The following is a 12,029-nucleotide window of genomic DNA, read 5'->3' as shown; positions in this document are numbered from 1 at the left end:
TCCAAAGGGCTGGGTGATCTCCGCCGTTAGATATCCAGCTCCAACGCTAGCAATTCCTGCACGGTCTGGCGTCGGCGAATCAGGCGCAGGCTGTCGTTTTCGATCAGTAACTCCGGCAGCAGCGGGCGGCTGTTGTAGTTCGACGACATCGACGCGCCGTACGCGCCGGCATCGTGGATCACCAACAGGTCGCCTACCTTGGCAGGTGGCAGCAACTGCGGGGTCAGCTCTTCGTCGTTCTGGGTGAATACATCGCCGGATTCGCACAGCGGTCCTGCCACCACGGTCGCTTGCAGCACGCCGTCCAGCGGCTGGCCATCGGCGCTGTACAGGCTCATGCGGTGGTAGGCGCCGTACATGGCCGGGCGCATCAGGTCGTTGAAACCGGCGTCTACCAGGATGTAGTGCTTGGCGCCCATCTGCTTGACCGCACGCACTTCGGCCACCAAGTAGCCCGACTCCGCCACTAGGTAACGGCCTGGTTCGATTTCCATGCGTACCGGGTGGCCGAGCATGGCTTCGACTTCGGCGCGAGCCACGGCCCAGGTCCTGGCGTAGCGTTGCAGGTCTACTGGCTGGTCGCCCTCGCGGTAGGGCGTGGACAGCCCGCCGCCGATGGAGAATGCCTCGATGTCCATGCCCGGGCGGCCGATCAGCTCGACCATCGAGCCTGCGACTTGCTCCAGGTGCTGGTAATCCACCCCAGAGCCAATGTGCATGTGCACACCGACCAGGTGCAGGCCATGCTGTTTCACGCACGCCAGGGCCTCGGGCAGTTGCGCGTGCCAGATGCCGTGCTTGCTGTTTTCGCCACCTGTGTTTGTCTTGCGGCTATGGCCATGGCCGAAGCCTGGATTGATGCGCAACCATACTCGATGCCCGGGCGAGCGTTCGCCCAGTTGGCGCAGCATGTCGATGGAGCCGGCGTTCACTTCGATACCGGTTTGCACCACACGCTCCAGTGTGGGCTGGTCGAGCACGTCGCAGGTCAGCACCACGCCGGCCGGCTCGCCGCCGACTTGCGCACCGGCGGCGAAGGCACGCTCCATTTCGCCCAGTGACACGGCATCAAGTACCAGACCGCGTTCGCGGATCAGACGCAGCACGTGCAGGTTGGGGTTGGCCTTCTGGGCGAAACGCACGGTGTCGAAGTGCTGCAGCAACTGTTCGATGCGCTGGTGGATGGTGTGGCTGTCGTAGGCCCAAAGGGGCGAGCCGTGTTGGCGGATGGCGCTGGCCAGCAGGGGGAAGGTCATGGGGCGTTCCTTGGAGTGGATGTACGCATGGTGACTGAGTTGTTCGATTCAGAAAAATAGCTATTTTTCTCTGATTGATTCATATCTGATATGGGTTGAGTCGAACCGCCGCTCCCTCATTTAGCGTGACCACCCATGAATCTCACCATCCGCCACATCGAAGTATTCCGCGCCATCATGGTCGCCGGCAGTGTCACGGGCGCTGCCCGCCTGCTATTCACCTCGCAGCCCACCGTCAGCCGCGAGCTGGCGCGCATGGAGCAGGTTAGCGGCCTGAACCTGTTTGAGCGCGAGGCCGGACGTCTGCTGCCCACAGCCCAAGCCTTGCTGCTGATTGATGAAGTCGAGCGTGCATTCGTCGGCCTTGAGCGTATCGAGCGCTTTGCCCAGGCCATCCGCAATTTCGAACAGGGTCGCCTGGCCATCACCTGCCTGCCGCTGTTTTCCCAAACCCTGCTGCCTGGAGCCTGCAAGCGCTTGCATCGCGCCCATCCAGGGGTGAGCGTGAGCATCACCGCGCAGGAGTCGCCGCTGCTGGAGGAGTCATTGGTCGCCCAGCAGCATGACCTGGGCCTGACTGAGGTGGAGCAGGTGCCGCGTGGCGCGGTGGGCGAGCTGCTGTTCAGTGCCGACATGGTCTGCGTGCTGCCGCCCGGCCACCCGTTACAGGCCAAGCCGGTGTTGGCACTGGAGGACTTCCACGATATCGACTTCATCAACTTGGCCAGCCTGGACACCTACCGGCAGCAGCTCGACCAGCACTTTCGCGCCGCAGGGGTGAACCGCCGTACGGTGATCGAGACCACCAGCGCCGCCTCGGTATGCGCGATGGTTCGCCAGGGGCTGGGTGTCGCGATCATCAACCCGTTGAGCGGGCTGGAGGCGGGGCAGGGCGGTTTGATCATGCGCAGGCTGAGCGTGTCGGTGCCGTATCGGGTGATGCTGATCCTGCCAGAGCACCGACCCGCGTCGGCGGTGGTCGGGCCATTGTGCGATGCGCTGCGTGAACAAGCGCGAGCGATGGCGGCTCAGTTGGCAGGCAATGGGGTTTGACTGCGGCAACTTTTGTACAAGTTTATGAAGCGGCGGCAGGCGAGGAAGTGTTTTATCCCGCCTGATTTTGGCGCGTATGCCGTTTATTTTTTGACTTTTGATGGAATTTTCTCTGCGGGCCAGCATCGTACAGCGCACACCCTGAGCTTGGTTCCATGTGGATTGAGGTGAATTTTCACAATACCTGTACAAAAATGTGGAGTTGTACAAGTATTCGCGCTACCGTGCACTTAAATCGCTGCCGTGTGTGAACCGTTCATCTGCGCGCCAGTCTCATAGATATCAAAGTGCTATATCTTCGTGCTTAACACCTCTTTCTGGGCAGGGAACATCATATGCAAACCGCTCCCATGCCACTCAAGGAAAAGGAACGCCTGGCCAAGGTCGTCGAATGGTGCGTTGCGCAGCAGGACCAGAACGGCGAATTGCGCGCGTTGGTGCAGTTGGCCGCGAGCTACTTTGCAGTGCCTATCTGCCTGGTCTCGATCGTCAGCGAGTGCCAGCAGTGGTTCATGGCCAGGACGGGCCTGGACAGCGCCAGCACCCCGCGCGACGTTTCGTTCTGCGCCCATACCATTCTGCAGGCTGAACCGTTGGAGGTGCCCGACGCCCTCCTTGATCCGCGTTTCGCCGACAATCCGCTGGTCACTGGAGCACCTGCGATCCGCTACTACTGCGGTGCACCCCTGATGGTCGAGCAAGGCATCGCCATCGGTAGCCTGTGCATCATCGACACCGTGCCGCGCCCACCCATGGCGGCTGAGCAGCGGGCGATGCTGGTAGCGTTCGCCAACATGGCCATGAGCATTCTGGCCAGCATCCGACGCAGCAATTTTTTCGACCAGCCCACGGGGTTGTTCAACCGCCTCAAGCTCGAGTGCGACGTGCAGGCTCACTTTGACCGTGGCCAGGACATGACCTTGCTGGCGATCGATATTCTGCCGGCCGCCGTGCTGAACGACATCACCCAGGCGTTGGGTTACAACTTTGCTCACGACCTGACCTTGCAGGTCAAGGCGCGCATCGCCGCTCAACTGCACCCCGGTGTGCCGCTGTACAAGATCAGCCCGACCCGCTTCGCCACCATTGTCGACGAGCCCGAGCAGGTGCGCCCGTTGTGCATCGGCATCGTCGAGGCGTTGCAGGCGCCGGTGCAGTGCCATCAGATTCCGGTGTTGCTGGATGCGGGTATCGGTGTCGCCCCCTTGAGCGCCGCCAGCGACGAGCGCGAGGGCTTGGAGTGGCTGCGCCGGTTGGTCAGTGCCGCCGATGCCGCGCGGCGCAGTGTGGGGCGCTGCGCGTTGTTCCAAGCCGACGTCGATGCCGCCCAGCGCCGCGCGTTCACTTTGCTCGCCGCGCTGGTCGAGGCGTTGCAGCGCGATGACCAACTCAGCCTGCACCTGCAGCCGCGCGTGCACCTGCCGCAGGGCGAGTGCCGTTCGGCCGAGGCGCTGCTGCGCTGGCGACACCCGCAACTGGGCGAGATTTCCCCGGCCGAGTTCATCCCCCTGGCGGAGAAGACCGCACTGATGGGGACGCTCAGTCTTTGGGTGCAGCGTGCGGTGCTGCGCCTGCTGCAACAGACCCGCGCGTTGGGTCTGCAAATCAGCATGAACGTTACCGCGCGCGACCTGGAAAGCCCGTTGTTCATGGATACGTTGCTCATCGAGATGCGTAGCCTGGGCATCGAGCCGTCAAAGTTACAACTGGAGTTCACCGAAAGCGCGTTGATCGAGCAACTGGAAGAAGTGCAGCAGCAGTTGCAGCGGGCTCGCCTGGCCGGTATCGAAATCGCTATCGATGACTTTGGTACTGGCTACAGCAATTGGGATTACCTCAGCCGAATCCCCGCCAGCCTGGTCAAGCTCGACCGTTCGCTGGTGCACAGAGGCTGTATGGATGCCAGGGATGGTCAGTTGGTGCGTTCGTTGGTGGCACTGGCTACGCAGTTGGGCTACCGAGTAGGCGCCGAAGGCATTGAGACCGCAGCGCAGCTGGAGCAGGCCAGCGCCTGGGGCTGCGCCGAGGTTCAGGGCTACTACTTGGGTCGGCCCATGCCGCTAGAAGCCTTCCAGCAGTGGTTCGGCGTCACGCAGCTTGCAGGCTGGGTGGCTTGACCGGCGTTTCCTGATCTTTCCCTTTCCCACAGGTGAGTCATGTTCAATCGGCAATTGAAAGCCACGCTCGCGGCTCGCGAAGCGGAGCTGGTGGTATTGCGTCAGCGTTTGGCCCAGCAGGAGCAGGCCGGTATTTTTCTGCGGCTCGATGAGGCACTGCGATTGCTTGAAGGCAATGCGTCGGCTGCCGAGCTGTTGGGTACGCCTGGTCAGGCACTGGCCGGCAAGGCCTTGGGACAATGGCTGGCGCAGCCGCGCCTGGAAGCATTGGTCAAGGCCCTGGGCAGGGGCGAGGTGCAGCAGGGTGAGTACCCGCTGCGGCATGCCGACGGCCGTGAAGTGTGGGCGTGCATGAGCTGGTATCCGCAGCTCGATGCCCAGGGACGTCTGTACCAGGTGATCGGCCAGGGCCGCGAGGTGACCAAGGCGCTGGACACTGCCCAGCAGAACCAGTTCGTGCTCGCTGCACTAATGCGTTCCACGGCGGTGATCCAGTTCGACCTGAGCGGCAAGGTGCTGGAGGCCAACGACACGTTCCTGAGGGCCATGGGCTATCGCCTGGATCAAGTCCTGGGCCAGCACCATCGGCTGTTCTGCACCGCCGAGTTCTGTGCCAGCCCTGACTACGACGAGCTGTGGCGCGCCCTCAACGCCGGCCAGTACGTGACCGGACGCTTTTTGCGCCTCGACAGCCAGGGCCGCGAAGTCTGGCTGGAGGCCAGCTACAACCCGGTCATCGATACACAAGGCCGGCTGCTGCGGGTGGTGAAGTTCGCCTCGGTGGTGACCGATCAGGTGCAGCGTGAAGAGGCGGTCAAGCAAGCCGCGCAGATGGCCCTGGAGGTCTCGCAAGGGACTGACAGCGGCGCGACCGAAGGGGTGGCGGTGGTCAGGCAGGTGGAGCAGACCATGCAGGAGGTCAGTGCCCAGCTGCATTCGGCCGGGGCCACCATCGATGCGTTGGGGAAGCAGTCGCTGGTCATCAGTTCGATCGTGCAGACGATTGGCGGGATTGCCGCACAGACCAACCTGCTGGCGCTCAATGCCGCCATCGAGGCGGCCCGTGCCGGTGAGCAGGGGCGTGGCTTCGCAGTGGTCGCCGATGAGGTGCGGCAACTGGCGGCGCGCACCAGCAGCGCCACCGAAGAGATCGTAGCCGTGGTCGCACGCAACCAGACCTTGGCCAGCCAGGCGGTGATCGAGATCGAAACCAGCCGTGGGCAGGCTGACCAGGGCTTGCACCTGGCGACCCAGGCCGGCAGTACCATCGGCGCGATCCAGGCCGGTGCGCGGCGCGTGGTGGAGGCGGTCGGGCGGGTGAGCCAGGACTTAGGCTAAGTGTTTGCCGGGTGCATAGGCCAAAGGTGCGAAAGCGACTGGAACGATCGGAAAAAAAACCGGGTCAACACCTCAACGGACGCTTGAAGCGTCTTACTTCCCAGAGGATTGGCCATGAGTACCCTGACGATCGAAGGTTGGTGCAAAGGCAACGGTGAGCAGCGTTCCACCCCGGTGGGCGAGATTCATTTCGATATCCAAGGTGCGACCCACACGCTGCTGGAGCAGGCCGAAGAGCGCTTGCAACAGAGCCATGAGCGCGAGGCGATGGTGGACGTCGACATGCAGACCCTCAACCTGGTGCTGCCCGAGGGCTATGGGCCGCTATCCGACTGCCGCTTGCGGGTCTACTTGAGCGAGGATGAGCGCGGGCAGTTCCACTTGGTTGGCCACCGCGCCAGTGACGGCAGCCTGATCTACACCAACGCGGTGCTGATTGCCCAACTGAGCTGAGCGCGTTGGCGGGTGGGTCAGGTGTACCCGTGCATTCCGTCAGCGACATGCACATGTTGCTGTTTTTCCGGAGTGAATGGGGTGTCCAGCGTAGCCAGCGCAATGCAGATCCAATCCCTGAATTGGCCCTGGGACCTTGACCAGAACAACGACGAGCCGCAGCGCGAGCAGAACGAACGCAGTACCGATTCGGAGGAGGGGTATGCCGTCAGCGCATCCTCACCCTGGACGATCCGCAGCGCCCGGCGCGGCACGCTGCCAAAGGAGGCGAATAGCGCGCCGTGTGCCTTGCGGCATTGGCTGCAATGACAATGGCTGACGGCCTTGGGCGTGGCCAGCAACTCGTACCTGATGGACGCGCACAGGCAACTGCCTTGGTAGAGGTTGCTCACTCGCTGTCATTCCTTCCCTGAAAAACGCGCAGCTTAATCGCCTGCGTGCAGACCGTCGACCGTTGCATGGGCGGCTGTCATCACCTGCCAGGTTCGCGCATCGGCAGGTATCAGATGCTCGATGCGCAACGACGCGACGGTAATGTCCAGCGGCATGCCGAAGGTGGTGAAGGTGGACAGGAACGTCAGTTCGCCGTCCTGGGTCCGAATACGGGTGAGGATCACCGGTGAGGGCCGGTGCTCTGTCGGCACGCTGGGCGGCGTTTGCAACTGTTGCAGGCGCCGCCCCAGCTCAGGATTGCCCAGCGCCTCCCTGGCTGCGCGTTGCCAGGTGATCGCGCGAATCTCGTCGGCATTGACCAGATGATCCCCCAGCCCGCCTGGGCGCAACAAGGTATCGAGCAGATTGAGGCCCGCGGTTTCGCGCACCTGCACGCCTGCCAGGGCGAACAGCACTCCAACACTGGTGTTGGCCGCCGTGACGTTCCAGTTGCCATCGATGACGATGGCAGGCGCGGGGTTGTTGGCCTGGAGCAGATGCGCCAGGGCCTCGTGCACCATGCCCAGGGTCGGAGCGTCCGGTGGCGAGGCGGTGTAGCGCGGTGCGAAGCCTGCGGCGAGGAACACCTCGTTGCACTGATCGAGCGGCACCTCCAGTGCGCTGAGCAAGGCATGCAGGGTGGCCGGGCTGGCCTTGGCGCGGCCAGTCTCCACACAGCTCAGATGGCGTTGCGAGACGCCGGCCAGTAGCGCCAGATCGAGCTGGCTGAGCCCTGCCTGACGCCGCAGACGGCGCAACTGTGCACCGGCGCCGGGGTGGGCGGGATGAAATGGAAGAGGGCTCATGCTTCGACTCTGCCTGTCCTTGGTTGAAGCGTCCATGACCTGAGAGGTCATTGAGGCGCGGGTGACTCTATCACTAGTGTGCTCAGACCGATCACTCAGGGAGATGACGATGAAGGCGCAGTGGATGGCGTTGCCTGTATTACTGGCGTTTGCGTTGTATACCGGCTGGACAATGTATGGCGCGCAGCAGTCGCTGTTGGCGTTCGGCCTGGAGTTGCTGTCACGGCCAGGTACAGCGCAAGTGGTCATCGACCTGTATCTGATGGCGGGACTTGCCTGCATCTGGATGGTGAGCGACCACCAGGGGCGCGGAGGGCGTTGGCCGGGTGTACTGCCCTACCTGCTGTTGACGGTGGTGTTCATCTCGATGGGGCCGCTGCTGTACATCGTGCTCCGGGGCATTGTCGGGAGACGCAAGCATGAGTAGCGCGTTGTCGGTGTATGCGATTTGCGTGGTGCTGCTGTTCTTCAAGATGCTGGCGCTCTCTTGCTACCAGGGATATTTCCGCTTGCGCTACCTGGCGTTCACCCATGCGGAGGACGCCGCTGTGTTCAAGCGCCCGGCACAGCCAGCCGAGCGGCCTGAAGTGGTGCGGGCCATGCACGCTTGGCGCAATGATCTGGAGAACATACCGATGTTCGTCGCCTTGGGTGGGTTGGCGATCGCGCTTGAAGCTTCGGCGGTCAGCACCGCCTGGCTGTGTGCAGTGTTCACCGCGGCGCGCGTGTTGCACACGATGCTGTATCTGGCCTGCGCTCAGCCATGGAGAACCATCAGTTATGGCGTGGCAGTGTTGTGCTTGATTGGTCTGGCCGTTGAGGTGTTGGTCTACCTGTAAACTCGCTCCTACAGGGGGCGTGTGAGCGGGGCCTTCAGTGCTCGATTTCCAGGAACGCCGCTTCCAGCAACTGTCGGGTGTACCCATGCTGCGGCGCATGGAAGATCGCCTGCGCATCCCCCTGCTCGACCACCTGCCCATGCTTGATCACCATCAACTGATGACTCAAGGCTTTTACCACTGCCAGGTCATGGCTGATGAACAGGTAGGTCAGGTTGTACTTCACCTGCAAGTTGCGCAAAAGCTCTACCACTTGGCGCTGCACCGTCCGATCCAGTGCCGAGGTCGGTTCATCCAGCAGAATCAGCGCAGGTTTGAGGACCAACGCTCGGGCAATCGCGATCCGCTGGCGCTGTCCGCCAGAAAACTCATGTGGATAGCGATGTCGGGTACGTGGGTCCAAGCCGACTTCTTCCAAGGCCGCGATAATCGCCGCTTCCTGCTCGGCCGGTGTGCCAATGTGATGAATCCGTAGCCCTTCACCCACGATATCCGCTACGCACATGCGCGGGCTCAAGCTACCGAAGGGGTCCTGGAATACCACCTGCATCTGCCGCCGCAAAGGCCTCACTTGCTTTTGGGTCAGACCTTCCAGTGCCTGTCCATGGAAGCGAATACCACCCTGGCTTGCGATCAGGCGCAAGATCGCCAGGCCCAAGGTGGACTTGCCCGAGCCGCTCTCGCCGACGATGCCCAGCGTCTGCCCCTGGGGCAAGCTGAAGTTCACACCGTCCACCGCCTTGACATGGTCCACGGTGCGGCGCAGCAAGCCTTTCTTGATCGGGAACCACACTTTCAGGTCCTGCACCTCCAGTAGTGGCGGACCCTCGGCGTTGGCTGCCGGAGCGCCGCTTGGCTCGGCGTTGATGAGCATCTGGGTGTAGGGGTGCTGCGGCGCACTGAACAGCGTGGCGCAGTCGGCCTGCTCGACGATCTTGCCGCACTGCATCACGCATACCCGGTGGGCGATGCGGCGGACCAGGTTGAGGTCGTGGCTGATCAGCAGCAACGCCATGCCCAAGCGGGCTTGCAGCGACTTGAGCAGGTCGAGGATCTTCAACTGCACGGTCACATCGAGCGCGGTGGTGGGCTCGTCGGCAATCAGCAGCTCGGGCTCGTTGGCCAGGGCCATGGCGATCATCACGCGTTGGCGCTGGCCGCCGGACAGTTCGTGGGGCAGGGCTTTCAAGCGTTTGTGCGGCTCGGGGATGCCGACCAGTTCCAGCAGCTCCAAGGTCCGCGCAGTGGCGGCCTTGCCGGTCAGGCCCTTGTGCAACAGGAGGATTTCGTTGATCTGCTTCTCGATGCTGTGCAGCGGGTTGAGCGAGGTCATCGGTTCTTGGAAGATCATCGCGATGCGGTTGCCGCGAATCCGCTGCATGGGCTTTTCTCCCAGTTGCAGCAGGTCCTTGCCCTCGTAGTGAATGCTCCCGGATGGGTGGCGGGCCAGCGGGTAGGGTAGCAGGCGCAGGATCGAGTGTGCGGTCACCGACTTGCCCGAGCCGCTTTCGCCCACCAAGGCCAGTGTCTCGCCCTTGCGGATGTCGAAGCTGATGCCGTCGACCACGCGGTTGACCTGCTCGCCAGTGACGAACTCCACCGCCAGGTCGCGGACTTCGATCAGGGTGTCTTGGCTCATGTCATTTCCTCGGGTCGAATGCATCGCGGGCGGACTCGCCGATGAACACCAGCAGGCTCAGCATCACCGCCAGCACGGCGAAGGCGCTGATGCCCAGCCACGGGGCCTGCAGGTTGGATTTGCCCTGGGCGACCAACTCGCCCAGCGATGGTGAACCGGCGGGCAGGCCGAAGCCCAGGAAGTCCAATGCGGTCAGTGTGCCGATTGCGCCGGTGAGGATGAACGGCATGAACGTCATGGTCGAAATCATCGCGTTGGGCAGGATGTGGCGGAACATGATCGGGCCGTTGCGCATGCCCAGGGCGCGGGCTGCGCGCACATACTCAAGGTTCCGCCCGCGCAGGAACTCGGCGCGTACCACATCCACCAGGCTCATCCACGAGAACAGCAGCATGATGCCCAGCAGCCACCAGAAGTTGGGCTGCACGAAGCTGGCGAGGATGATCAGCAGGTACAGCACCGGCAGGCCCGACCAGATTTCCAGGAAGCGCTGGCCGGCCAGGTCCACCCAGCCGCCGTAGAAGCCCTGCAAGGCGCCGGCGATCACCCCGATGACCGAGCTTGCGAGGGTCAGCGTGAGGGCGAACAACACCGAAATACGGAAGCCGTAGATCACCCGGGCCAGCACGTCGCGGCCCTGGTCATCGGTGCCTAGCAGGTTGTCCAGCGACGGCGGTGCGGGGGCGGGAACCTTGAGGTCGTAGTTGATGCTCTGGTAGCTGAACGGGATCGGCGCCCACAGCACGAAGGCGTCTTTGTTCTGTAGCAACTCGCGGATGTAAGGGCTCTTGTAGTTCGCCTCCAGCGGGAACTCGCCACCGAAGGTGGTTTCGGGGTAGCGCTTGAAGGCGGGGAAGTACCATTGGCCTTCGTAGCGCACGGCAATCGGCTTGTCGTTGGCAAGGAACTCGGCGCCCAGGCTCAGCCCGAATAGCACCAGGAAGATCCACAGCGACCACCAGCCACGGCGGTTGGCCTTGAAACGCTCGAAGCGCCGGCGGTTGAGGGGAGAGAGGGCCATATCAGTGCTCCCGGCTGGCGAAGTCGATGCGCGGATCGACCAAGGTGTAGGTGAGGTCGCCGATCAGTTTCACCACCAACCCCAGCAGGGTGAAGATGAACAGGGTGCCGAACACCACTGGGTAGTCGCGGTTGATCGCCGCTTCGAAACTCATCAGCCCCAGCCCGTCGAGGGAGAAGATCACCTCGATCAACAGCGAGCCTGTGAAGAAGATGCCGATGAACGCCGACGGAAAGCCCGCGATCACCAGGAGCATCGCGTTGCGGAACACGTGGCCGTAGAGCACACGGCTGCGGCTCAGGCCCTTGGCCTTTGCGGTGATCACGTACTGCTTGTTGATCTCGTCGAGGAAGCTGTTCTTGGTCAGCAGGGTCATGGTGGCGAAGTTGCCGATCACCAGTGCGGTGATCGGCAGTACCAGGTGCCAGAAGTAGTCGAGTACCTTGCCGGTACTGGACAACTCGTCGAAGTTGTTGGAGGTCAGCCCGCGCAATGGGAACCAGTCGAAATAGCTGCCCCCGGCAAACAGCACGATGAGCAGGATCGCGAACAGGAATGCGGGGATGGCGTAGCCGACGATGATTGCCGAACTGGTCCACACATCGAAGTGGCTGCCGTGGCGTACGGCCTTGGCGATACCCAGCGGGATCGACACCAGGTACATGATCAGCGTACTCCACAACCCCAGGGAAATGGACACGGGCATCTTCTCGGCGATCAGGTCGACCACTTTGGCGTCGCGAAAGAAACTGTCGCCAAAGTCGAAGGTGGCGTAGTTCTTGATCATGATCCACAGCCGTTCGGGCGCCGACTTGTCGAAACCGTACATGCGCTCGATCTCGGCGATCAGCGCCGGATCCAGCCCTTGCGCGCCGCGGTAGTTGGCGCCGGCTACCGACACTTCGGCGCCGCCGCCTGCGATGCGGCTGGTGGCGCCCTCGAAGCCTTCGAGCTTGGCGATCATCTGCTCCACGGGCCCGCCGGGGGCGGCTTGGACGATGATGAAGTTGATGATCAGGATGCCGAACAGCGTCGGGATGATCAGCAGCAGACGACGCAGAATGTAAGCCAGCAT

At 62.7% G+C, this 12,029-nt stretch carries 12 protein-coding genes and 1 pseudogene; 7 read left to right on the top strand and 6 right to left on the bottom strand.

The window, feature by feature from the left end:
* Positions 1-26 precede the first annotated feature (26 nt).
* Positions 27-1,256 (bottom strand): diaminopimelate decarboxylase, encoded by a 1,230-nt coding sequence (gene lysA / locus FEM01_RS14115; RefSeq protein ID WP_138220108.1) that lies wholly within the window; start codon positions 1,254-1,256, stop codon positions 27-29.
* 135 nt (positions 1,257-1,391) lie between these two features.
* Here lysA and FEM01_RS14110 point away from each other — a divergent pair, with 135 nt between their 5' ends.
* The 5 genes and pseudogenes from FEM01_RS14110 (at position 1,392) to FEM01_RS14095 (ending at position 6,217) form a co-directional block, all read left to right on the top strand.
* Positions 1,392-2,309: a LysR family transcriptional regulator gene (locus FEM01_RS14110; RefSeq protein ID WP_138220107.1), complete on the top strand. Its 918-nt coding sequence runs from the start codon at positions 1,392-1,394 to the stop codon at positions 2,307-2,309.
* 335 nt (positions 2,310-2,644) lie between these two features.
* The gene (locus FEM01_RS14105; RefSeq protein WP_138220106.1) at positions 2,645-4,426 is read left to right on the top strand and encodes a sensor domain-containing diguanylate cyclase; all 1,782 of its coding nucleotides are present in this window, start codon (positions 2,645-2,647) and stop codon (positions 4,424-4,426) included.
* A 39-nt stretch (positions 4,427-4,465) separates the two neighbouring features.
* A pseudogene (locus FEM01_RS24795) lies at positions 4,466-5,227 on the top strand (PAS domain-containing protein); the annotation flags it as partial.
* 30 nt (positions 5,228-5,257) lie between these two features.
* Entirely contained in the window at positions 5,258-5,764 is a 507-nt protein-coding gene (locus FEM01_RS24790; RefSeq protein ID WP_240791760.1) for a methyl-accepting chemotaxis protein, read from the top strand.
* Positions 5,765-5,878: 114 nt separating this feature from the next.
* Positions 5,879-6,217 carry a hypothetical protein gene (locus FEM01_RS14095; RefSeq protein ID WP_138220104.1) on the top strand — a complete coding sequence of 113 codons (339 nt, stop codon included), beginning with the start codon at positions 5,879-5,881 and terminating at the stop codon, positions 6,215-6,217.
* A gap of 17 nt (positions 6,218-6,234) precedes the next feature.
* Here FEM01_RS14095 and FEM01_RS14090 read toward each other — a convergent pair whose 3' ends face one another.
* Positions 6,235-6,609 (bottom strand): GFA family protein, encoded by a 375-nt coding sequence (locus tag FEM01_RS14090; RefSeq protein WP_138220103.1) that lies wholly within the window; start codon positions 6,607-6,609, stop codon positions 6,235-6,237.
* 33 nt (positions 6,610-6,642) lie between these two features.
* Positions 6,643-7,455, bottom strand: coding sequence for a helix-turn-helix domain-containing protein (locus FEM01_RS14085; RefSeq protein ID WP_240791755.1), 813 nt, complete (start codon positions 7,453-7,455; stop codon positions 6,643-6,645).
* 109 nt (positions 7,456-7,564) lie between these two features.
* On the opposite strand from FEM01_RS14085, the gene FEM01_RS14080 reads away from it, so the two are divergent.
* Both FEM01_RS14080 and FEM01_RS14075 read left to right on the top strand, forming a co-directional pair.
* Positions 7,565-7,882, top strand: coding sequence for a DUF2834 domain-containing protein (locus FEM01_RS14080; protein ID WP_138220101.1), 318 nt, complete (start codon positions 7,565-7,567; stop codon positions 7,880-7,882).
* Positions 7,875-8,294 (top strand): MAPEG family protein, encoded by a 420-nt coding sequence (locus FEM01_RS14075; protein ID WP_138220100.1) that lies wholly within the window; start codon positions 7,875-7,877, stop codon positions 8,292-8,294. Before FEM01_RS14080 ends, FEM01_RS14075 begins: the two co-directional genes overlap by 8 nt.
* Positions 8,295-8,328: 34 nt before the next feature.
* Here the strand turns inward: FEM01_RS14075 and FEM01_RS14070 are convergent, their stop codons facing one another.
* From FEM01_RS14070 to FEM01_RS14060, 3 genes are read right to left on the bottom strand one after another with little or no spacing between them, the layout of a single operon-like run.
* Complete coding sequence (locus FEM01_RS14070) at positions 8,329-9,933, bottom strand: ABC transporter ATP-binding protein (protein ID WP_138220099.1); 1,605 nt, start codon at positions 9,931-9,933, stop codon at positions 8,329-8,331.
* A gap of 1 nt (position 9,934) precedes the next feature.
* Positions 9,935-10,954, bottom strand: a complete 1,020-nt coding sequence (locus FEM01_RS14065) for an ABC transporter permease (RefSeq protein ID WP_138220098.1) — start codon at positions 10,952-10,954, stop codon at positions 9,935-9,937.
* A gap of 1 nt (position 10,955) precedes the next feature.
* Complete coding sequence (locus tag FEM01_RS14060; RefSeq protein ID WP_138220097.1) at positions 10,956-12,029, bottom strand: microcin C ABC transporter permease YejB; 1,074 nt, start codon at positions 12,027-12,029, stop codon at positions 10,956-10,958.

The sequence above is a fragment of the Pseudomonas mosselii genome, from assembly GCF_005796105.1.
In the GTDB taxonomy this organism is placed as follows: Bacteria; Pseudomonadota; Gammaproteobacteria; order Pseudomonadales; family Pseudomonadaceae; genus Aquipseudomonas; species Aquipseudomonas mosselii_C.
This window is presented reverse-complemented; position numbering and strand designations above follow the sequence as displayed.